This window comes from Mucilaginibacter hurinus (assembly GCF_003324525.1).
GTDB classification, from domain to species: Bacteria; Bacteroidota; Bacteroidia; order Sphingobacteriales; family Sphingobacteriaceae; genus Mucilaginibacter; species Mucilaginibacter hurinus.
This window is the reverse complement of the sequence record NZ_QGDC01000007.1, coordinates 133,829-155,280: the sequence shown is the minus strand read 5'-3', so window position 1 is coordinate 155,280 and position 21,452 is coordinate 133,829. Positions and strand designations below refer to the sequence as shown.

The 21,452-nt window shown below is 44.1% G+C and carries 21 protein-coding genes; 13 read left to right on the top strand and 8 right to left on the bottom strand.

Features of this window, described 5'->3' with window-relative positions; genetic code table 11:
- The first annotated feature begins 116 nt into the window (after nt 1-116).
- From ilvD to ilvA, 11 genes are all read left to right on the top strand, one after another.
- Nucleotides 117-1,823 (top strand): dihydroxy-acid dehydratase, encoded by a 1,707-nt coding sequence (ilvD, locus tag DJ568_RS13515; protein ID WP_199560978.1) that lies wholly within the window; start codon nt 117-119, stop codon nt 1,821-1,823.
- A 109-nt stretch (nt 1,824-1,932) separates the two neighbouring features.
- Nucleotides 1,933-3,669, top strand: coding sequence for a biosynthetic-type acetolactate synthase large subunit (ilvB, locus tag DJ568_RS13510; protein ID WP_114005816.1), 1,737 nt, complete (start codon nt 1,933-1,935; stop codon nt 3,667-3,669).
- 107 nt (nt 3,670-3,776) lie between these two features.
- Nucleotides 3,777-4,382, top strand: a complete 606-nt coding sequence (gene ilvN / locus DJ568_RS13505; RefSeq protein ID WP_114005815.1) for an acetolactate synthase small subunit — start codon at nt 3,777-3,779, stop codon at nt 4,380-4,382.
- Nucleotides 4,383-4,541: 159 nt separating this feature from the next.
- A complete protein-coding gene (ilvC, locus tag DJ568_RS13500; RefSeq protein WP_114005814.1) occupies nt 4,542-5,600 on the top strand; it encodes a ketol-acid reductoisomerase in 1,059 nt (352 codons plus the stop codon).
- A 179-nt stretch (nt 5,601-5,779) separates the two neighbouring features.
- The gene (gene leuC, locus DJ568_RS13495) at nt 5,780-7,192 is read left to right on the top strand and encodes a 3-isopropylmalate dehydratase large subunit (RefSeq protein ID WP_114005813.1); all 1,413 of its coding nucleotides are present in this window, start codon (nt 5,780-5,782) and stop codon (nt 7,190-7,192) included.
- Nucleotides 7,193-7,224: 32 nt separating this feature from the next.
- The gene (locus DJ568_RS13490) at nt 7,225-7,656 is read left to right on the top strand and encodes a GxxExxY protein (protein WP_114005812.1); all 432 of its coding nucleotides are present in this window, start codon (nt 7,225-7,227) and stop codon (nt 7,654-7,656) included.
- 34 nt (nt 7,657-7,690) lie between these two features.
- Nucleotides 7,691-8,281 (top strand): 3-isopropylmalate dehydratase small subunit, encoded by a 591-nt coding sequence (leuD, locus tag DJ568_RS13485; protein WP_114005811.1) that lies wholly within the window; start codon nt 7,691-7,693, stop codon nt 8,279-8,281.
- A 110-nt stretch (nt 8,282-8,391) separates the two neighbouring features.
- Nucleotides 8,392-9,468 (top strand): 3-isopropylmalate dehydrogenase, encoded by a 1,077-nt coding sequence (leuB, locus tag DJ568_RS13480; protein ID WP_114005810.1) that lies wholly within the window; start codon nt 8,392-8,394, stop codon nt 9,466-9,468.
- Between the two features lie 91 nt (nt 9,469-9,559).
- Entirely contained in the window at nt 9,560-10,318 is a 759-nt protein-coding gene (locus DJ568_RS13475) for a class I SAM-dependent methyltransferase (protein ID WP_114005809.1), read from the top strand.
- 84 nt (nt 10,319-10,402) lie between these two features.
- Entirely contained in the window at nt 10,403-11,569 is a 1,167-nt protein-coding gene (locus tag DJ568_RS13470; RefSeq protein WP_114005808.1) for a 2-isopropylmalate synthase, read from the top strand.
- A gap of 1 nt (nt 11,570) precedes the next feature.
- Nucleotides 11,571-12,824, top strand: coding sequence for a threonine ammonia-lyase IlvA (ilvA, locus tag DJ568_RS13465; RefSeq protein WP_114005807.1), 1,254 nt, complete (start codon nt 11,571-11,573; stop codon nt 12,822-12,824).
- A gap of 110 nt (nt 12,825-12,934) precedes the next feature.
- Here ilvA and DJ568_RS13460 read toward each other — a convergent pair whose 3' ends face one another.
- The 4 genes from DJ568_RS13460 to DJ568_RS13445 all read right to left on the bottom strand — a co-directional run bounded on the left by DJ568_RS13460 (nt 12,935) and on the right by DJ568_RS13445 (nt 16,168).
- Complete coding sequence (locus DJ568_RS13460; protein WP_114005806.1) at nt 12,935-13,933, bottom strand: ABC transporter ATP-binding protein; 999 nt, start codon at nt 13,931-13,933, stop codon at nt 12,935-12,937.
- Between the two features lie 62 nt (nt 13,934-13,995).
- On the bottom strand, nt 13,996-14,841 hold the full coding sequence (locus tag DJ568_RS13455) for an outer membrane beta-barrel protein (protein ID WP_114005805.1): 846 nt from the start codon (nt 14,839-14,841) through the stop codon (nt 13,996-13,998).
- 15 nt (nt 14,842-14,856) lie between these two features.
- The gene (locus DJ568_RS13450; protein WP_114005804.1) at nt 14,857-15,624 is read right to left on the bottom strand and encodes a hypothetical protein; all 768 of its coding nucleotides are present in this window, start codon (nt 15,622-15,624) and stop codon (nt 14,857-14,859) included.
- A complete protein-coding gene (locus DJ568_RS13445) occupies nt 15,596-16,168 on the bottom strand; it encodes an RNA polymerase sigma factor (RefSeq protein WP_317047548.1) in 573 nt (190 codons plus the stop codon). Before DJ568_RS13445 ends, DJ568_RS13450 begins: the two co-directional genes overlap by 29 nt.
- A gap of 148 nt (nt 16,169-16,316) precedes the next feature.
- Here DJ568_RS13445 and DJ568_RS13440 point away from each other — a divergent pair, with 148 nt between their 5' ends.
- The gene (locus DJ568_RS13440; protein ID WP_114005803.1) at nt 16,317-17,594 is read left to right on the top strand and encodes a metal-dependent hydrolase family protein; all 1,278 of its coding nucleotides are present in this window, start codon (nt 16,317-16,319) and stop codon (nt 17,592-17,594) included.
- Between the two features lie 171 nt (nt 17,595-17,765).
- Nucleotides 17,766-18,488, top strand: coding sequence for a GDSL-type esterase/lipase family protein (locus tag DJ568_RS13435; protein ID WP_114005802.1), 723 nt, complete (start codon nt 17,766-17,768; stop codon nt 18,486-18,488).
- Between the two features lies 1 nt (nt 18,489).
- Here the strand turns inward: DJ568_RS13435 and hemJ are convergent, their stop codons facing one another.
- From hemJ to DJ568_RS13415, 4 genes are all read right to left on the bottom strand, one after another.
- Nucleotides 18,490-19,023, bottom strand: coding sequence for a protoporphyrinogen oxidase HemJ (hemJ, locus tag DJ568_RS13430; RefSeq protein ID WP_114005801.1), 534 nt, complete (start codon nt 19,021-19,023; stop codon nt 18,490-18,492).
- A 53-nt stretch (nt 19,024-19,076) separates the two neighbouring features.
- The gene (hemE, locus tag DJ568_RS13425) at nt 19,077-20,108 is read right to left on the bottom strand and encodes a uroporphyrinogen decarboxylase (protein ID WP_114005911.1); all 1,032 of its coding nucleotides are present in this window, start codon (nt 20,106-20,108) and stop codon (nt 19,077-19,079) included.
- 113 nt (nt 20,109-20,221) lie between these two features.
- Nucleotides 20,222-20,743, bottom strand: coding sequence for a tetratricopeptide repeat protein (locus DJ568_RS13420; protein WP_114005800.1), 522 nt, complete (start codon nt 20,741-20,743; stop codon nt 20,222-20,224).
- The gene (locus tag DJ568_RS13415; RefSeq protein WP_114005799.1) at nt 20,743-21,450 is read right to left on the bottom strand and encodes a response regulator transcription factor; all 708 of its coding nucleotides are present in this window, start codon (nt 21,448-21,450) and stop codon (nt 20,743-20,745) included. Before DJ568_RS13415 ends, DJ568_RS13420 begins: the two co-directional genes overlap by 1 nt.
- Nucleotides 21,451-21,452 lie beyond the last annotated feature (2 nt).

Sequence of the window (21,452 nt, the reverse complement as noted above, 5' to 3'; positions counted from 1 at the left end):
ATTTAATACTTTATTAAAAAAATAATAAAGACTCTTGTGTGAAAAAATCAATCTCTCTATATTGACATTATCGAATTATAACCACGATAGCCATATATAATTTAAGTAAAATATTAATGAGTTCTACTAACGATACTACGCAAGCTATTGAGCTGAACAAATACAGCAAAACTCTTACCCAGGATCCAACCCAGCCGGCAGCGCAAGCCATGCTTTACGGCATTGGCTTATCCGATGAGGATATGAAAAAAGCCCAGGTAGGTATTGCAAGTATGGGTTATGACGGCAATACATGTAACATGCACCTGAATGATCTGGCTAAGTTGGTTAAAGAGGGTACATGGAACGAGGACTTAGTTGGATTGATATTTCATACCATTGGCGTAAGTGACGGTATGAGCAACGGTACCGAAGGAATGCGCTACTCATTAGTTAGCCGTGATATAATAGCCGACTCAATTGAAGCTGTTTGCGGCGCGCAGTACTATGATGCGGTTATCGCATTGCCGGGTTGTGATAAAAACATGCCCGGATCTATTATGGCGATGGGCAGATTGAATCGCCCGTCAATTATGGTATACGGCGGTACGATTAAACCCGGCCATTGGAAAGGCGAAGACCTGAACATTGTATCGGCTTTTGAAGCGCTTGGCAGAAAAATGGCCGGCACAATCAGCCCTGAAGATTTCACAGGCATCATAAAAAATGCCTGTCCCAGCGCCGGAGCATGTGGTGGTGTTTACACAGCCAACACCATGGCAGCGGCTATTGAGGCTTTGGGTATGAGCCTGCCTTACTCATCATCAAACCCTGCGTTAAGTGATGAGAAAAAAGCCGAATGCCTTGCAGCTGGTAAGGCTATAAAAATATTATTGGAACGGGATATAAAGCCATCGGATATCATGACGCGTGAGGCGTTTGAGAACGCTATTATCACCATCATGGTAATAGGCGGCTCCACCAATGCAGTGCTGCACCTTATTGCTATGGCAAAAAGCGTAGGCGTAAAACTTACGCAGGATGATTTCCAAACAATTAGCAACCGTATACCAGTGCTGGCAGATATGAAACCGAGTGGTAAGTATATGATGGAAGACTTGCATAAGGTAGGCGGCATCCCGGCAGTAATGAAATACCTGCTTAATAAAGGATGGTTGCATGGGGATTGCCTAACCGTTACAGGTAAAACCCTTGCTGAAAACCTGGCCGACGTAGCTGAAATTAACTTTGAAACGCAAAAAGTAATCTTCCCTGCCGAAAACCCGATTAAGGCAACCGGGCACTTGCAGATAATATATGGAAACCTTGCCGAAGGCGGCAGCGTTGCCAAAATAAGCGGTAAAGAGGGTGAGCGCTTTGAAGGCCCTGCACGTGTGTTTGATGGCGAGTTTGAACTGATAAACGGCATTACAACCGGCCGAGTCAAAGCCGGTGATGTGGTAGTTATCCGCAACGTGGGCCCAAAAGGCGCGCCGGGTATGCCTGAGATGCTTAAACCTACATCGGCCATTTTTGGCGCGGGGCTGGGCAGTTCGGTAGCATTGATAACCGATGGCCGATTTTCAGGTGGCACACATGGATTTGTGGTAGGCCATATCACCCCCGAGGCGTATGATGGCGGCTTAATAGCTTTTGTTAAAGATGAAGACAGGATTGAGATTGATGCGATAAAACGCACCATGACCCTGAAAGTGTCTGACGAGGAGATTGCCGCCCGTAAAGCAGCGTGGCAAAAGCCGGCGCTTAAAGTAAGCAAAGGCTTACTATACAGGTACGCCAAAACAGTTACTACAGCCGCTGAAGGTTGCGTAACGGATGAGTAACTCCATGGCCCCTGAATGGGGAACAGGAGTTGAAAGTCAAATGAGAAAGATAGTAAGATAACAAGAATATAACACTTAAAAAGTTCCCCTTAGGGGGCTGGGGGTTAATATGGAAGTTGCACAAGAAACATTAACAGTACCGGCTAAAACTGAAACCAAAGAAGTTTCAGGGTCGGTAGCCTTATTAGATGCACTTATTGCCGAAGGTACTGATACCATTTTTGGCTATCCGGGTGGGGCTATAATGCCTATCTATGATGCATTATATGATTACAATGATAAACTGAATCACGTACTGGTACGGCATGAACAAGGTGGCATACATGCGGGTCAGGGTTACGCGCGTACATCAGGTAAAGTGGGCGTGGTGTTTGCTACCAGCGGTCCGGGTGCAACTAACCTGGTAACGGGTTTGGCCGATGCCCAGATAGATAGCACACCGTTGGTATGTATTACCGGGCAGGTTTTCGCACACCTTTTAGGTACTGATGCTTTCCAGGAAACAGATGTAATTAACATTACCACACCTGTTACCAAGTGGAATTACCAGGTAACAGATGCTAACGAAATTCCGGAAGTTATTGCCAAGGCATTTTATATTGCCCGCAGCGGCAGGCCGGGACCGGTTTTAATAGACATTACCAAAAACGCGCAAATACAAAAGTTTGATTGCCCTGCATATACACCTTGCAACCACATACGCAGTTACAGGCCAAAGCCTATTGTGCGTAAGCAGTATATTGAGCAAGCTGCTGAGCTGATCAACCAGGCAAAAAGGCCATTTGTTCTTTGGGGACAAGGCGTAATTTTAGGCAGCGCCGAGCAGGAATTTAAAGCATTTATTGAAAAGAGTGGCATACCTGCAGCCTGGACCATTTTAGGCGCAGGTGCAATTCCTACCAACCATCCGCTTAACGTGGGTATGCTTGGCATGCATGGTAATTACGGCCCGAATGTTTTAACCAACGAGTGCGACGTACTCATCGCTATCGGTATGCGTTTTGACGATAGGGTAACCGGCCGTTTAGATAAATATGCCAAACAGGCAAAAGTGATCCATTTGGATATTGATCCGGCTGAGATTGATAAGAACGTAAAGACAACCGTACCGGTTTGGGGCGATTGCAAAGAGACGTTACCGATGCTTACCGCATTAATAAATGAGGCAAAGCATACGGATTGGGTAAGCCGGTTTAACGACTACACCAAACAGGAGGTGGACGCTGTTATACATAACGAACTTAATCCAACTACCCCTGAAATGACCATGGGCGAGGTGATCAAGCTCCTGAATGAGTTAACCAACGGCGATGCTGTAATTGTAAGTGACGTAGGCCAGCACCAGATGGTGGCCTGCCGTTATGCTAACCTGAATAAAACGCGTAGCAATGTTACCAGCGGTGGCTTGGGCACTATGGGGTTTGCTTTACCGGCAGCTATCGGTGCTAAATTTGGCGCACAGGAACGCGAAGTTGTCGCCATTATTGGTGACGGCGGGTTCCAGATGACCCTGCAGGAACTGGGCACTATAATGCAAACAGGTGTCAACGTAAAGATAATTATATTAAATAATCGTTTCCTGGGGATGGTTCGCCAGTGGCAGGAATTATTTAACGAGCGCCGCTATTCATTTGTAGATATACAAAGCCCTGATTTTGTAAAACTCGCAGATTCATATGGCATTGCCGGCCAATCGGTTGATAACCGAAGCAATCTGCAGGGTGCTTTACAGGAGATGCTGGCCCACAATGGCTCGTACCTGCTTGAAGTAATTGTAACTAAAGAGAACAACGTGTTCCCGATGGTGCCGCAAGGTTGTAGCGTTGCTGAGATAAGGTTGAAATAAAAACATACTGTATTGCGAAGAGGCACGACGAAGCAATCCCGAAGGTGCTAATCACCAACCAGATTGCCCCGCTACCGCTCGCAATGACATAATAAAAATTTACAGTCATGAGTACTGAAACAATAGAAAAACCGGAGTTTAACATAACAGTATATACCGAAAACCAGATTGGTTTATTAAGCCGTATAGCCATTATATTTACACGCCGCAAAATAAATATAGATAGCCTGAATGTATCACCATCAGAAATTGACAGTATACACCGGTTTAACATATTGATAAACGAAACGGAAGATACCGTACGTAAGCTGTGCCGCCAGATTGAAAAACAGGTGGAGGTGCTTAAAGTATATTACCACACCAACGCCGATATCATCTGGCAGGAAATGGCATTATACAAAGTATCAACGGATGTTATTGCTGAGCAGGTGAGCGTAGAACGTTTATTACGTGAAAACGGCGCCCGCGCTGTTGTAATACGTAAAGACTACACGGTGTTTGAAACCACGGGTCACCGGGAAGAGACTGACGCGCTTATAAAAATATTACAGCCATACGGACTGATAGAGTTTGTACGTAGTGCCAGGGTAGCAATTATTAAAAACAGCGAGGGCTTTAATTCAAAGCTGCGTGAGTTTGAAAGGCTTGAACCGGGCGAAGATGTTATTGAGAATGAATATCTGAATAAGGGGCAGAAGGTATTTACGATGTAAGTTGTCTGAACCAGCATTTACAGCATTGAAATTCATCAGCGCAAAATCTGTTAATCACCAATAGGTAATTACAAACAAATAGTAATCTAAAACAAGAACAATAAAATCAGTGATATTCACAACAAAATCAGTGAAATCACAACAAACAAAAACAAGATCATGGCAAAATTAAATTTCGGCGGCACTGAAGAGAATGTAGTAACCCGCGAAGAATTCCCTTTAGCAAAAGCTCAGGAAGTATTAAAAAATGAAGTTGTAGCTGTTATTGGTTATGGCGTACAAGGCCCGGGCCAGGCGCTGAATCAAAAAGACAATGGAATCAACGTAATAGTTGGTCAGCGTAAAAATTCAAAAACTTGGGATAAAGCTATTGCTGATGGCTTTGTACCCGGCGAAACGCTTTTTGAGATTGAAGAAGCCCTTGAAAGAGGAACTATCATTTGCTACCTGCTTAGCGACGCTGCACAAATTGAATTGTGGCCAACAGTTAAAAAACACTTAACACCTGGTAAAGCATTATATTTCTCTCACGGTTTCGGCATTACGTTTAAAGAGCAAACCGGCATTGTTCCTCCCGCTGATGTAGATGTATTTTTGGTTGCGCCCAAAGGTTCAGGTACATCACTGCGCCGTATGTTTCTGCAAGGCCGTGGCTTAAACTCAAGCTATGCTATATTCCAGGATGCTACAGGTAAAGCACAAGAGCGCGTTATCGCTTTAGGTATTGCAGTTGGTAGCGGTTACCTGTTCGAAACTGATTTCCGTAAAGAAGTATTCAGCGACCTTACCGGTGAGCGTGGTACTTTAATGGGCTGTATCCAGGGCATCTTTGCTGCACAATACGAAGTATTACGCAGCCGCGGTCACCATCCGTCAGAAGCTTTCAATGAAACTGTTGAGGAATTAACCCAATCTTTAATGCCACTGGTTGCTGAGAACGGTATGGACTGGATGTACGCCAATTGCTCAACTACAGCACAACGCGGCGCTTTGGACTGGTGGAAAAAATTCCGCGATGCTACTAAACCGGTATTTGAAGATTTATATGAAAGCGTAGCAACAGGTAAAGAATCACAACGTTCTATCGACCTTAACAGCCAGCCTGATTACCGCGAAAAATTAAACGTGGAATTAGCTGAACTACGCGAAAGCGAAATGTGGCAGGCAGGTAAAACTGTACGCAGCCTTCGCCCTGAAAACCAGGCTGTAGAAGCTTAAGCCCCCTAACCCCTAAAAGGGGAATAGGGACACAAGCTGAAAGGCAAAAGGTTATAAGCGAAAGCATAACCACCCGTCATTGCGAGGTGCGAAGCAATCTCTTTAGGTATTCTGAAGGGACATGCTCAAAGAGATTGCTTCGTACCTCGCAATGACGTTAAATAAAAGAACTAAGAAAAATGGGAAAAACACTTTTTGATAAAATTTGGGATGCACACGTTGTGAGCAGCAACGAAGGCTTTCCGGATGTTTTATACATTGATACGCATTTTATACACGAGGTAACCAGTCCGCAGGCGTTTGACGGATTGCGGAAGCGTGGTTTACCTGTTTTCAGGCCGCAACAAACCGTTGCGACTGCCGACCATAATGTGCCTACCTGGGATCAGCACCTGCCTATTAAGGAGGAGCTTTCGCGTTACCAGGTAGATATGCTCACCAAAAACACCAAAAAATTTGGTATTGAGCTTTACGGCTTGGGCCATCCTTACCAGGGTATAGTACACGTTATTGGACCAGAGTTGGGTATCACTCGTCCGGGAGGCACCTATGTGTGCGGCGACAGCCATACCTCTACACACGGCGCCTTTGGCGCTATCGCGTTCGGAATAGGTACATCACAGGTTGAGCAGGTTTTGGCAACGCAGTGTTTGTTACAGGCAAGGCCAAAACGTATGAAAATTGAAGTGAACGGCACCTTGCAAAATGGTGTTGGCGCTAAAGATATAATCCTGTACATCATAGCCCAAATATCGGCTGCAGGCGGCACCGGTTACGCTGTTGAATATGCCGGTGATACCATCCGCTCATTGAGTATGGAGGGCCGCATGACCATCTGTAATATGAGCATTGAAATGGGTGCCCGTTGCGGATTAATAGCGCCGGATGATACAACTATTAATTATGTAAAAGGTCGCGAATTTGCGCCTAAAGGCGAAGATTGGGACAAGGCAGAAGCATACTGGCGTACACTGTATAGCGACGAAGACGCGCAGTTTGACGAAGTATTGAGTTTCAAGGCCGAAGATATTGAGCCGATGATCACCTACGGAACTAATCCGGGTATGGGCATCGGCGTTACACAGCATGTTCCGGCTACCGAAGATTTCGAGGTAAAAGAGCAAGGCTCCTACAAAAAAGCGCTTGACTATATGGGCCTGCACGACGATGAGCAGTTGCTGGGGAAACCTATCGACTATGTATTCATCGGCAGCTGCACCAACTCGCGCATTGAAGACCTGCGCCAGGTGGCAGCATTTGTAAAAGGTAAACAAAAGGCCGATAATGTTACGGTTTGGGTTGTACCCGGTTCAAAACAAGTTGAGCAGCAAGCAAAAGCTGAAGGCTTAGATAAGATATTTGAAGCAGCAGGTTTCCCGCTCCGCGAGCCCGGTTGCAGTGCGTGCCTTGGCATGAATGAGGACAAGATACCTGCAGGCAAATACTGCGTATCCACCTCAAACCGCAACTTTGAAGGCCGACAGGGCCCGAACTCACGTACGTTTCTGGCAAGTCCGTTAACGGCGGCTGCAGCGGCAATTACGGGAAGGGTGACGGATATCAGGGAAATGTTGTCTGAATCAGTTGTCTGAACCGGAATTTGAAGAATGTAAAGAAATGCAGAATGAATGAACGCCGTACAGCTGATGATTTTAATGATTGTACAAGCATGATCATTGGATGCGCTATGACTGTTCATTCAACATTGGGTAGCGGATTTCAGGAGGTGATTTACCAACGTGCCCTCGAAATTGAAATGACCGCTAAAAATCTAACCTTTAGCAGAGAAATGGAGATGCCCATTTTTTACAAGGAACAATTGATTGGGACAAGGCGTGTGGATTTTTTTGTAGAAAGTGAGATAATGGTTGAACTTAAAGCGATTACTCAACTCGAAGATATACACTTAGCCCAAGCGATAAATTATTTGGAAGCATATAACGTAAAAACCGGATTGCTCATAAACTTTGGCAGTCAGCGGTTACAATTTAAACGACTATTAAATAATAAATTCAAGGAAAAAACAGAACAGATTGCAGCTAAAAAGGCATTCTGATATTCTTAAAATTCTTTCAATTCGAGTTCAGACAATGGCTACTAAAATTTTTAAACATATACAAACCAGCGTAGTTCCGTTACCGATAGAAAATATCGATACCGACCAGATCATACCTGCCCGTTTTTTAAAAGCCACTACCCGCGAGGGCTTTGGTAACAACCTGTTTCGCGACTGGCGGTTTGATGAGAATGACAACCCAAAAACGGACTTCGTACTTAACAATCCTAATTATAGCGGCAGGATACTGGTTGCAGGTAAAAATTTTGGTTGCGGCAGCAGCCGCGAGCATGCGGCCTGGGCTATTGATGATTATGGCTTTGATGCCGTGGTAAGTAGTTTTTTTGCCGATATTTTTAAAGGGAACGCGCTTAATAACGGGTTGCTGCCGGTACAGGTGAGCGATGATTTTCTAAAGAAACTTTTCGACGCGGTTTTTGCGGATGCAAATGCACAGGTAGAGATTAACCTGGTTGATCAATTTATCAAAATTGTAGCTACCGGCGAACAGGAGAGTTTCGAGATCAACCCGTATAAAAAAGCCTGCTTAATTAACGGATATGATGATATTGACTATATCCTGAGCAAAAAGCACGAGATAGAGGAGTTTGAAACTCAACGATAATGAAATTAACCGAGCGTCATTGCGAGGAACGAAGCAATCTCTGAACTATGTTTATCAGAATTGCATAAAGAGATTGCTTCGTTCCTCGCAATGACGTAACTAATAATACAATGGGAGTAAAAAAACACATATTAGTAATACCCGGCGACGGGATAGGCCCGGAAGTTACCACTTGGGGTAAAGCAGTTTTAGATGCAGTAGGCAAAAAATTTGGCCACGAGTTTACTTATGACGAGGCATTGATGGGCCACGCGGCTATTGAGGCTACCGGCATTCCCCTGCCTGACGAGACACTTGCAAAAGCAAAAGCCAGTGACGCCATCTTATTCGGTGCCATCGGTCATATCAAATACGATAACGATCCAAGCGCAAAGGTTCGCCCGGAGCAGGGATTGTTAAAAATACGTAAGGAGTTGGGCCTTTATGCAAATCTGCGGCCTATCATGTTGTTCGACGAATTACTGGACGCATCTAGCCTGAAACCCGAAATTTTAAGAGGAACAGATATACTGTTTTTCCGCGAGTTAACAGGCGATGTTTACTTCGGCGAGAAGAAACGCAGCGAAGACCGTAACACGGCATCAGATCTTATGATCTATCATCGCTACGAAATTGAGCGTATTGCCCGTAAAGCTTACGAAGCAGCACAGGCACGCGGCAAAAGACTTTGCTCAGTTGATAAAGCTAACGTGCTGGAAGCTTCGCGTTTATGGCGGGAAGTGGTACAGGAGCTTGCAAAAGAATATCCTGACGTAGAAACCGAGCATATGTTTATTGATAATGCAGCCATGCAGCTGGTTAAAAACCCGAAAAAGTTCGACGTTGTATTAACTGCTAACCTGTTTGGTGACATCCTAACGGATGAAGCTTCGCAAATTGCCGGCTCAATGGGTATGCTCGCCTCAGCATCTGTAGGCGACGGTACAGGATTTTTTGAGCCGATACATGGCTCGGCACATGACATCACCGGGCAGGACAAAGCTAACCCGCTCGCCTCTATCCTTTCAGTAGCCTTGATGTTTGAAATCAGCTTTGGCCTTAAAGAAGAAGCGAAAGCAATAACATCGGCTATAGACAAAGCATTAAAAGAGGGTTATCGTACCGGCGACATCGCTGATGCGAATACAAACAAAGCCAAAATATTGGGCACTAAGGCTATGGGCCAAAAAGTGCTGGAGTATATATAAAAGTTTGCGCCGAAAGGCAAGAGTTAAAGGTGCATGGCACCAGATTAATCGTTATCCTCGTAGGAAATCGACAAAATCAAAACAATAAGATATGAAATGGAACGCTGAATTATATGACCAAAAGCACTCCTTTGTATTTCAATACGGGGAAAACCTGGTTGAATTGCTTAACCCTCAAAAGGATGAGCAAATACTCGATCTGGGTTGCGGCACAGGTTATTTAACTCAGCAGATTCATGAGCAAGAAGCTAAAGTAAGAGGAACCGATAGTTCGCCCGAGATGATAAGGCAGGCCAAGGAAAATTATCCCGGTATAGATTTCGCTGTTGAAGACGCTACCACATTTAAAGCAACCGCACAGTATGACGCAGTATTTTCAAACGCGGTACTGCACTGGATAAAAAATACGGATGCTTTAATGCAGAATGTTTACAACAGTTTAAAACCCGGGGGCCGCTTTGTGGCCGAAATGGGTGGTAAAGGCAATGTGCAGCATTTGTTAAATGCCACGCGCCAGGTACTACAGCAGCATGGCTACACTAAACAGGCACAAACCCAGATATGGTATTTCCCATCATTGGGCGAATATACATCGCGGTTGGAAGCTGCCGGCTTCAGGGTCACCTACGCGGCTCATTTTGACCGTAAAACCCCGTTACAGGATGGCGACCAGGGGGTGGCAAAGTGGATAATGATGTTTGGTCCGTTGTTAACAGCCGGTATCCCGCAAAAAGAAAAAGAACAAATGCTGGCAGAGGTAACCGCCCTGCTTGAGCCACATTATAATGAAAACGGCCAATGGTATGCCGATTATAAGCGGCTAAGGTTTATAGCTATTAAAGAGGTGTAGGTTGAAAGTTGTGAGTGATAAGCTAAAGCTCTCTCACAAATACATACAACATGCAACTTACAACACACAATTAAAATAAAGATTATGTTACACGATCCCAACCGAGTCTACATTTTTGATACCACGCTGCGCGATGGCGAGCAGGTACCGGGTTGCCAGTTAACCACCCCCGAAAAAATCGAGATAGCACGCGAACTGGAGGCACTGGGCGTGGATATTATAGAAGCAGGCTTCCCTATATCGAGCCCAGGCGATTTCCAAAGCGTTGTCGAAATATCAAAAGCTGTAAAAGAGCCTACCGTTTGTGCGCTTACGCGCGCCAATAAAGGTGATATTGACGCCGCTGTTGAATCATTAAAGTACGCTAAACGCCCGCGTATACACACAGGTATCGGCTCATCAGATACGCACATCAAGTTAAAGTTTAACAGTACCCGCGAAGAGATATTGCAGCGTGGCGTTGATGCGGTTAAGTATGCCAAGAAGTTTGTAGAAGACGTTGAATTTTATGCTGAAGATGCCGGACGTGCAGACATTAACTTTTTAGCGCAGATGGTTGAAGCTGTAATAGCCGCAGGTGCAACGGTAGTGAATATTCCGGATACTAACGGTTACTGCTTGCCCGACCAGTATGGCAGCAAAATAAAATTTCTGAAAGATAATGTGCAAAATATTGATAAGGCCATTATATCAGCCCACTGCCATAATGATTTAGGATTGGCCACAGCTAATTCTATTGCAGGTGTACAAAACGGCGCACGCCAGATAGAAGGCACTATAAATGGCATTGGCGAACGTGCAGGCAATACCTCTATTGAAGAAGTAGTAATGATTATGAAAACGCATCAGACCATGGGCTTACATACCAATATTGATGCTACACGTTTTTATGAGTTAAGCCGCATGGTAAGTTCTCAAATGAGGATGCCTGTACAGCCTAACAAGGCTATTGTAGGTGCCAATGCTTTCGCGCACAGTTCGGGCATACACCAGGACGGTTTTTTAAAGAGCCGTGAGAACTATGAAATCATCCGTCCGGAGGACGTAGGTTTTCCAAGCGCCACGATAGTGCTTACAGCACGCAGCGGCCGTCATGCATTGAAATTCCATTTGGAGCGCCTGGGCTATAATTTAGGTAAAGAAGAATTGGCTGAAGTGTATAAGAACTTCCTGACGCTTGCAGACAGTAAGCTGGACATTAATGATAATGATCTGCAAAGCTTAATGGTTCATCGTTTAGTAAAAGGATAACATGGCCACTGAAACCAGCAAACAGGCGCTTGATTTTGAAGCTGCGCACCAGCGCCTTAAAGGTGTGGTAAAGCACACGCCGCTTCAATATAATGCCGGCCTGTCAGAAAAATACGAATGCGAAGTTTACCTGAAGCGCGAGGACCTGCAGGTTGTACGGTCGTACAAGTTGCGTGGCGCGTATAACATGATAAGCCAGCTTGATGACGATCAGTTAAATCGCGGCGTGGTTTGTGCCAGTGCGGGTAACCATGCCCAAGGTGTAGCCTTCTCGTGTAAAAAGCTGGGCACAAAGGGTGTAATATTTATGCCCGAGATAACCCCTAAACAAAAGGTAAAGCAAACCCAAATGTTTGGCAACGGTAACGTGGAGATAGTGTTAACCGGCGATACCTTTGATGATTGCCTGCGCGAAGCTCTGGCTTACACCGAGGCACATGAAATGACCTTTATACCGCCTTTTGATACCCACCCTGTTATTGAAGGGCAGGGCACTGTTGGCGTTGAGATACTGAAGGATTTGCCTGATGCGGAAGTAGTTGTAATACCGGTTGGTGGCGGCGGACTTGCGGCCGGTGCCGGAACATATTTAAAACAGCATAACCCCGACATTAGGCTGATAGGCGTTGAGCCGGAGGGTGCTCCATCAATGGTTAAGGCTTTTGAAAATAACTGCCCTGTAACTTTAGACAGTATTGACCGTTTTGTTGACGGTGCGTCTGTAAAGCGAGTAGGCGAACTGACCTATATACTTGCCCGTGAAGTGCTTGACGAAATGCTGCTTGTGCCCGAAGGCAAGGTATGTACTACCATTTTAAAGTTGTATAATGAAGACGCGATAGTGGTAGAACCTGCTGGCGCTCTCTCTGTTGCAGTGCTTGACCTAGTTAAAGAACAAATAAAAGGTAAAAAAGTAGTTTGCATAGTAAGCGGTGGAAACAACGATATCGACCGTATGCAGGAGATTAAGGAAAAATCGCTACTGTATGAGGGCCTTAAGCATTATTTTATTGTACGGTTTCCGCAGCGGCCGGGTGCGTTAAAATTATTCGTAAATAATGTTTTAGGGCCTGGTGACGATATTACCCGTTTCGAGTTCATTAAAAAGACATCTAAAGAAAATGGCCCCGCATTGGTAGGTATTGAATTAAAAAACGCCGAGGACTACCCTGCCCTGCTGCAACGCATGGACGCGCACCGTTTTGAAGTGATAGAGATTAACAAGGATGCTACTTTGTTTGAGTATCTGGTGTAAACTATTCCTTCTCTCAATCCATGATTGCGAGGAACGGCGCAACCTCTTCAGACCGGCAGACATGTACAGTTCAGAGATTGCTTCGTTCCTCGCAATGACGTGGATATTCTTTAATACTCCAGATAGCCCCAGGCTTTCAAATTAACTTTATCGCCTTCTTTGTACTTGCCCTGCTCTTTGTTCAGCGCCCGCACGGTAATATTATCTTGTTGTACCAGGAGTTCTTCAAAAAAGCCTTTAAACATTACTTGTTTTACTTCCCAGGCCTTCCCTACCCAGCTCTTAGTGATGTCTATATAGTCTGTGTAAATGGCAATAGTTTCCTTTTTTGATGTAACACCCAATAATTTGGCCTGCTTGCTGGTTAATACATTACAGTTAGCTAATAACTGTGCGGTATATAAGTGCCCTGGCTGTTTGTAAAGATTGCGGGGTTGCCCCTTTTCCAGTATTTCACCATCCTTTATCACCACCAGTTCATCAGCCATTGAAAGTACTTCAGCCGGGTCATGCGATACCATAACCACCGTAAGACCCGTATCTTTTACCACCTGCCGTATATCTTGTTGCAGCGCCTCACGAAAGGATGTATCCACCTGGTTAAAGGGCTCGTCAAGCAATAATACAGTAGGCTGGGTTACCATAGCCCGGGCAATGGCTACACGCTGCTTTTCGCCGCCGCTAAGATCAACCACCTGCCGCGTTGCCAGGTGGGTCATGTTCAGCTGCTTTAAAACGTTATCTGTTTTCTCCTTTTTTGCTTTTAAATCAGTATTGGGCAATAAGGTGGCTACGTTGTCCCAAACCTTTGCAAACAGGTTAAGATCGTCGGTGTGCTGCGTAACCATTTTCATCTCGTCATGCCCGGGTATAAGTTTTTCTTCCGGTCCCCATACCCGGTCGCCTTTAAATCTAATTTCCCCTTTATCAGGAGATATCAATCCAAAGAACAACTTTAACAGCGTACTCTTACCACTGCCACTGGCACCGATGACGGCTGTAATTTCACCGGGCTTTATATCAAGCGTAACATTCTTTACACCCGTGGTACGCTCGCCCGGGTACAACTTACTAACCGCGTTGGCCTTTAACAAGCTCGTTTTAATCATCGCTGCAAATATACAAAAGGCCGCCCTTGCGGGCAGCCTTAATGTTGTGTTGTAATTTATATTTAAAAACCGATTGTGGCCCCTACTGATACATTACGCAGGCCTTTTTGTGCCGGGCTGTTATCAAACATGTCATTAGCGTAATATTTAGCAAAAACCCCAATACCGGCGTACCCTATGCGCAAAAAACCGCCATACTGCACTTTAGCCAGGTTATAACCACCACTCATTTTACGGGTACCTTCCGCCTCGCTTTTTTGCTTGGTGTGTCCATTTATTAACCAGCCTACCATCGGGCCCGCAGCGATGTGTACCCGATGACCGCTATTGTCGTTTTTGCTGCGCCAATAAAACGTAAGCGGAAGGCGGAAGTAAGTAGAGGAAAAATTATTTTTCTGATACTCTGTACCATCCACGGTATAAGTTAATGATGGTTGAAAACGCTGTAAGGTAATATCCTCGCGTAACCTGAACTTAGTCCACTCAAAGCCACCAGAAACGTAGATTTTAAACGAACTGTTAAAGCGGTAGCCCATTTGTAAAAGATCTACACCGAAGTTGCTGCTTTTCCATGACCTGTACCGTAAAAACTCGTTTCCGGGCGACAACCTGAAGCTGCCATTATCAAGCAGCGTAGCAAAGCCCACATCTATCCGCGACAATGTAAGTCCCCATGAAAAACCGGGTGCTTTTGACGCCTTGCGGGTTGTATCACGCTTGTTATCAAAACCAAAGCTGAACTTGCCCGACCGTTTTGGCTTCACAAGGGTATCCGTTTTGGTACTGGTAGTTGTTGTTGTATTATTTGTGGTTGTAACTGTAGTAGTGGTGGTCACTACCGTATCTGTTTGAGCATAAGCCCCAACTGTTAATCCAGCGGTTAAAAGTGTAAAAAATATACGTTTCATATAATCGTGTAAAAATTATTGCTGATCTTCCTCTTCCTTTTTAATCCTGATAATACCTAAATTTATACCGGTGATGTTATTTTCACCGTCCGCATCATTAAATTCAATAAGCTTATCTTTTCGCTTGTCAATTTTCGACACCAACGCATTCAATAAACCACCAAAGCTATTAATCTTCTTCTTTTCAGTGGCTTTACCTTGCTCATTATCTGCCGGCAGGTTAGCCTGAATTATTGCAACAGGTTTAGTTTGGAAAGGTTCGGCCTCTGGGTTTATTATTTTATGGGTTAGGGCAATATCGTCCGGCGCTGGTGGAGCTGCAATATCTTTTGTTTGAGCTATCATTATCTCTTGAGGCTCCTGTACCGTTAATAACGGCGGACTTTCCATTTCGGCGGGCTCCTGAATAGCTGCGACAACTTTAGGCTTATCATGCACGGGCGCAGATACCGCCAGTTGTGTTTTTACCATAGGTTTAACATTTACCGAAGCCACAGCGGATGGCATAGCATTAATAGATGTCTGTGCTACAGGCTCCTTTTTCATCGTTACAACAGCATTTGTATCATTGTTACGTGTAGCAAGCAAGCACGCAGTGAGCAGCATCACAATAGCGGCAGCTGCGGCCATACGCAAACGACGGCGGCGCTGCATTGCTTTGGCCTCCATCTGTGAGGTAATGCCTGCCCAAACTCTTTCAGAAGGCTCCGTCTCTATATTGTTTAACTGAGCACGAAAAAGCGCATCAAGTTCTTTATCCGGCATATTCATATTTTCTTCCATTACTCCGGTTAACAAGTTGTTTCAAAATATTCCGCGCTCTTGACAGCTGTGATTTAGAAGCGCCTTCGCTGATACCCATAATTTCCGCTATCTCTTTATGCGAATAACCTTCGATAGCATACAGATTTAAAACCATACGGTATCCCGGTGATAGCTGCTGCACCATATCCATTAGGTCAGCCGCATTTAAATTAGCCGGCGCGGAGGCATCAACCAGCGGCGTCGATGCCAGTTCTGTCGTATCAATTACTTGCAGCATTTTGTGGTGCTTCCGGTAATACTCAATGGAGCTGTGTATCATAATACGCCGCATCCATCCTTCAAATAAGCCTTCGCCTCTATAATCGTTTAGCCGGCTGAAAACTTTTATAAAACCGTTTTGCAGCATATCTTCGGCTTCCATTTTGTCTGTAGCATAGCGCATACATACGCCAAGCATTTTCGAGGCAAACCCTTTATACAATAATTCGCATGCTTTACGGTCACCCGTTTTACAGCGTTTAATCAATTCATCAATAGTAAAGGTTCGCTCCAAAAACATCATTTAAAGTTAAGATGAAACTTTATGGTAAAAGGTTGCATGGTTTAAAAATATTTCCTGATAAAAAGTATTATTTAACGATTTAAGTAATCTTCCTTAAACATTCCATCATAGGCACTCGCATTTATTACAGGTTATTTATATTTAACTTATGAAGAAGATAACCTGCCTTTTTGCTTTAATATTTATAGTGGCTCACGTAGTAACTGCTCAAAATAAAACTAAAAATTATACACTGTTTAAACCCGACAGGGTTTTTGATGGGCATAAAATACATACAGGGTGGTGGGTGCTGGTAAAGGGCAACCACATTGAAGCTACGGGCGAGCCGGCAAGCATAAACATACCCGCACAGGTGAACATAGTTGATTTGAAAGGCACGACGCTGCTGCCGGGGCTTATAGAAGCGCACTCACACCTGTTTTTGCACCCGTATAACGAGACTACCTGGGAGGCCCAGTTACTTACCGAAAGCCGTGCCGAACGTACGGCTCGTGCGGTTAATCATGCACGCGAAGCTTTAATGGCCGGGTTCACCGGTACACGTGACCTGGGTACTGAAGGCTGTATGTATGACGATGTAGGTATAAAAACAGCTATCGATAAAGGTATTATCCCCGGCCCGCGCATGCTTACTTCTACCCGTGCTATTGTAGCTACCGGCAGCTATCAGCCCAAAAGCAAAGTTGACGGAGCGGTACTTCCCCATGGTGCCGAAGAAGCAGACGGTGTACAAGGCATAGTGCATGCGGTGCGCTCACAAATAGGACATGGTGCTGATGTGGTAAAAATATATGTAGATTATGACTTTGGCTGGGGAGTAAATGATGAAGGCTTCCCCACCTTTACGCTTACTGAATTAAAGGCAGCTGTAGAGGCTGCCCACAATAGCGGCAGGCAAGTGGTTGCTCATTCAGTTACTGCCCAGGGTATGCGTAATGCGATTGAAGCCGGAGTAAACACTATTGAGCACGGTGACGGCGGCACCCCCGAACTACTTAAGCTAATGAAAGAAAAAGGCATAGCCCTATGCGCCACATTAGCGGCAAATGAAGCCTACGCCGTTTATGACGGCTGGAAGAAAGGTGTTGACCCGACAACCGAAGCTATTGTGCGTAAGCAAGAAATGTTTGCCAACGCCCTGAGAGCGGGTGTGACTATTTTAATGGGAGGCGACTCAGGGGTATTTAGTCATGGCGATAACGCCCGCGAAATGCTGCTAATGGCCGACTACGGTATGAAGCCCCTGGATATATTAAGATCGGCCACATCTGTTAACGCTTTAGTTTTAAAACTAACTAAAGTGGGCATGTTAAAACCTGGTTATCTAGCCGATATTGTTGCCGTTGAGGGTAACCCCGTTGATGACCTCCAAGCTTTAAAAAAAGTAAAAGTGGTAATGAAAGATGGCGTGTTTTATAAAAAATAGACCTCTGATTTTTCAATAAAATGTATACGGGCATTCATTACAACCTAAAACACGCACATAAGGGTTTGGAAATCTGTGCAATAAACCAACAGATTAACAAAGGTTAATTTAAGCTAAGAAAATGGCGTAGGTGTAACGCATTTGTTACTTTTCCACCCCTAATAAGTATATATGCATAAGAAAATTTACCTCGCATCGCTCGCCGTCATTTTATCTACCGGTTGTAAAAAAGAAATAACAGATATAAGGCAACCTGAAATAATTGACTTTAACAAGAGCCATTTACGTGCTTCATCTCACCCATTACCTTTTTGGGATGAAATTATGGCTTTCCAAAACCAGGACGCTAAAGCCATGCCGAAACCTAACGGCGTATTATTTATGGGTAGCTCCACTATCAGGCTATGGCCTGATTTAGATAAGAAAACTATAGCCGGCCAACCCATAATTAAGCGGGGTATAGGCGGGGCAGAAATGTCGCAGTTTGCTACCTCCTATGCACCATTTTTGACAAGATACAAGCCTAAGTTTATCTTTTTGTATGCCGGTGGAAACGATGTTTTGACGGGCAAAACGCCTGAGCAGATTACGGCCGCCTTTGATTCAGTTTATTCAATTGTAAATAGAAAATTACCGACATCCAATATTTATTATCTGTCGTTAAAAATTAGCCCGAAGCATTTAAATCAAATGGATACATATAAAAAGACTAACGCACTCATTAAAGCCTCGATAGATAAAAAACCAAAAGCGTTTTATCTTGACGTTTGCAATTTACTTGCTGTAGATACCAACGGCACGCCCGACCCTAAATATTATTCAATTGATAATGTGCACTTAAATATGGAGGGATATACCGTATTAGAGAACGCGTTACGCAGTTGGGTAAGATAGCTTAGCTTTTTTGCCGGTAGTACTTATAAATTTTTACAGCCGACATGATAACGAGCGTAAAAGCTATCAAACCTATTACGCCGAATAGCCAATTGAGCGAACTTTTAAGTACCACCAAAAATACTATGGCAAATAAAAAAATGGTGGCCACCTCGTTCCATATGCGTAATTGAGTTGAGGTCCACTTAAATGCGCCTTTACGCATTTGCTTCATTTTGCTTTGGCAAATATGATGGTAAACTACCAGCAGCAAAACAAAGGTAAGTTTGATGTGCATCCATCCGAACTTAAGCCAAACGGGTTGCATAACCAGCATGGTAATGCCAGCCGCAATGGTAAGTAACATAGAGGGTATTGCTATGATATACCACAGCTTGCGCTCCATTATTTCAAACTGATCTGAAAGGATAGTGCGTGCCGGTTCGGGTTTTTGCTGTGCTTCGGTATGGTATATAAACAGCCGCACTATATAAAACAGACCGGCCATCCAGCAAACCACGAAGATGATATGTATAGCCTTAATATAATCGTACATAAATCAACTTATTCGCAGCGGACCTTTAACGTTATTTATAAATCGGTAAAATATCAACGGGTTACCGAGTAATCTTTAATCACCTCCACCGCGTATTTTACATTATCAAACGGTATATCGGGCATAACGCCGTGGCCCAGGTTGAATATAAATCCGTTCTCGTCTTTCATCCTGTCAAACAACCGGTAAATGCGTTCTTTTATAACTTTTTTATCGGCATATAAAATGTGCGGATCCAGGTTCCCCTGCACCGCTACACCGGCCGGAAGCCGCTTTTTGATATCCAGCAGGTCTACGTTCCAATCAATAGATACAACATCCGGTTTAGCTTCCGCCATAAGCGGCGCAAATACCGAACTACCTTTACAAAACGATATAACCGGAACATCCTTACGGTTTAGCCCTGCTATTATTTCAGTGATATAACGGTGCGAAAACTCTTTATAATCATCCCATGATAAGGCTAAGGCCCAGCTATCGAATATCTGCACGGCATTTACACCGGCCGCTATTTGTAAATTAAGATAGTCAACCGTCACTTTGGCTATTTTTGACAGTAACCGGTGCGCCAGCTCGGGGTGATTATGCAGCAATAGTTTGGTTAATTTGAAATCTCTGGATGAACCGCCTTCAACCAGGTAGCTCATTACAGTAAAAGGCGCGCCCGCAAAACCTATAAGGGGTATGCTGCCGTTTAAACGTTGCTGAATTACTTTAATGGCGTCTGCAACATATTGCAGCCTGTCGGTAACTTCGGTCTCCAGGGCATCAATACCTGCCTTATCCCGCACCGGGTTGGCAAATTTAGGGCCCACGCCCTGTGTAAAGCTCAAGTCGCCGCCCATGGCTTCGGCAGTAACTAATATATCTGAAAATAAGATGGCAGCGTCAATCCCGAGCAAATCAACGGGTAGCATGGTAACGTCAGCCGCAATCTCCGGTGTTTTGCACATTTCCAGGAAAGAATACTTGTTTTTTATTTCCCAGTACTCTTTCATAAAACGGCCTGCCTGGCGCATCATCCAAACCGGCGGACGCTCTGTTTTTTCAGAAAACGCGGCTTTTATAAATAGTGAATCTCTCATGTATGTTTTCATGAACAAGCGTCATTTCAAGTAAAAACAAATAGTAATTTCTTTGCCAAGGCTAAATGAAGTTACCATGCTATCGCCTGCAATAACGATGACCTTATCTTTTTTTACTTTTTCTTTAATTCTTGCCTTAAAGTATTTAACACATCCTTCATTTTGGCGGTAATACCGTCTTTTTTTGTTTCGGCTAACTCCAAATAAGCTTTTGCCTTATCTATGTTCCCGTTTCTAAAACTTATGGTAGCAACATGTACCAGTGCTGCAACATGATCATTAACTGAGCGTAAAGGGTATTGAGCGGCTATTTCAAAATGCTTTTCGGCTGCTTCATAATCCCTTTTTTGCAAATTGATACCCCCCATAATGAACTCGTAAAAACCACGGCGCTTTTTCCCTAAATAACCGGGATTTTTTATCTGCAGCAAAAGGTTTTCAGCCTTATCATATTCCTTTTGGTGAAAATGCTTTGCAGCAAGTATTATCGTTCCTTCTTTAAAATAACCCCATATCAGCAGTCCTATTAACAGAAGGCATACAGCAACAAGTTCAAAAGTTTGTTTATATACAAAAAAGGCAGCCAGCAACAAAAAGGCCGCGGAAACCATTATGCGTGCCTGGTTAGTAAACATTAATGCTGGTTATCAGTAAACTTATACCCTACTCCGCGTATCGAGTGAAAGAACACCGGGTTTTTAGGATCAGGTTCAAAGTATTTACGGAATGTTAGTATAAAATTGTCAATTGTACGGGTAGATGGATAAACATCATAATTCCACACCGTTTCCAATATCTGCTCGCGCGATACAGCCTCGTTACGCCGTTCAATCAATAGCTTAAGCAACATAGTTTCTTTTTTGGTAAGCGGTGTAACCGAGCCGTCCTCGTTTATCAATTCAAATGAGTTGAAGTGGATAGTTTTTTCACCTATCTTATAGCTGTTGAATTCCTTAAGGTCCTCGCCTTTAAGGCCGCGCTTTACCAGGTTATTAACCCGTAAAATCAATTCTTCAAGGTTAAACGGTTTGGTCAGATAATCATCAGCACCCTTTTTTAAACCTGTAATTTTATCCTCGTTGGTATTCTTGGCGGTTAAAAACATAATGGGTACCTCATTATTTTCTAGTCTGATGGTTTCGGCAACCACAAAACCGTCAATCTCGGGCATCATCACGTCCAATATCACCAAGTTAAAACGCTCTTCCTTAAATAATTGCAGCGCTTTTTTACCATTTTTAGCGGTTGATACTTTGTAACCTTCAAGTTCAAGGTTAAGCTTAATGGCTTCAAGCAGGTGTTCTTCGTCCTCGGCCAGTAAAATTCTTTTTTTGTTTTGCATCT

Coding starts and splice junctions, on each gene's coding strand:
- ilvD (WP_199560978.1), top strand. CDS start 117: ATGAGTTCTACTAACGATACTACGCAAGCTATTGAGCTGAACAAATAC.
- ilvB (WP_114005816.1), top strand. CDS start 1,933: ATGGAAGTTGCACAAGAAACATTAACAGTACCGGCTAAAACTGAAACC.
- ilvN (WP_114005815.1), top strand. CDS start 3,777: ATGAGTACTGAAACAATAGAAAAACCGGAGTTTAACATAACAGTATAT.
- ilvC (WP_114005814.1), top strand. CDS start 4,542: ATGGCAAAATTAAATTTCGGCGGCACTGAAGAGAATGTAGTAACCCGC.
- leuC (WP_114005813.1), top strand. CDS start 5,780: ATGGGAAAAACACTTTTTGATAAAATTTGGGATGCACACGTTGTGAGC.
- DJ568_RS13490 (WP_114005812.1), top strand. CDS start 7,225: ATGAATGAACGCCGTACAGCTGATGATTTTAATGATTGTACAAGCATG.
- leuD (WP_114005811.1), top strand. CDS start 7,691: ATGGCTACTAAAATTTTTAAACATATACAAACCAGCGTAGTTCCGTTA.
- leuB (WP_114005810.1), top strand. CDS start 8,392: ATGGGAGTAAAAAAACACATATTAGTAATACCCGGCGACGGGATAGGC.
- DJ568_RS13475 (WP_114005809.1), top strand. CDS start 9,560: ATGAAATGGAACGCTGAATTATATGACCAAAAGCACTCCTTTGTATTT.
- DJ568_RS13470 (WP_114005808.1), top strand. CDS start 10,403: ATGTTACACGATCCCAACCGAGTCTACATTTTTGATACCACGCTGCGC.
- ilvA (WP_114005807.1), top strand. CDS start 11,571: ATGGCCACTGAAACCAGCAAACAGGCGCTTGATTTTGAAGCTGCGCAC.
- DJ568_RS13460 (WP_114005806.1), bottom strand. CDS start 13,933: ATGATTAAAACGAGCTTGTTAAAGGCCAACGCGGTTAGTAAGTTGTAC.
- DJ568_RS13455 (WP_114005805.1), bottom strand. CDS start 14,841: ATGAAACGTATATTTTTTACACTTTTAACCGCTGGATTAACAGTTGGG.
- DJ568_RS13450 (WP_114005804.1), bottom strand. CDS start 15,624: ATGGAAGAAAATATGAATATGCCGGATAAAGAACTTGATGCGCTTTTT.
- DJ568_RS13445 (WP_317047548.1), bottom strand. CDS start 16,168: ATGATGTTTTTGGAGCGAACCTTTACTATTGATGAATTGATTAAACGC.
- DJ568_RS13440 (WP_114005803.1), top strand. CDS start 16,317: ATGAAGAAGATAACCTGCCTTTTTGCTTTAATATTTATAGTGGCTCAC.
- DJ568_RS13435 (WP_114005802.1), top strand. CDS start 17,766: ATGCATAAGAAAATTTACCTCGCATCGCTCGCCGTCATTTTATCTACC.
- hemJ (WP_114005801.1), bottom strand. CDS start 19,023: ATGTACGATTATATTAAGGCTATACATATCATCTTCGTGGTTTGCTGG.
- hemE (WP_114005911.1), bottom strand. CDS start 20,108: ATGAGAGATTCACTATTTATAAAAGCCGCGTTTTCTGAAAAAACAGAG.
- DJ568_RS13420 (WP_114005800.1), bottom strand. CDS start 20,743: ATGTTTACTAACCAGGCACGCATAATGGTTTCCGCGGCCTTTTTGTTG.
- DJ568_RS13415 (WP_114005799.1), bottom strand. CDS start 21,450: ATGCAAAACAAAAAAAGAATTTTACTGGCCGAGGACGAAGAACACCTG.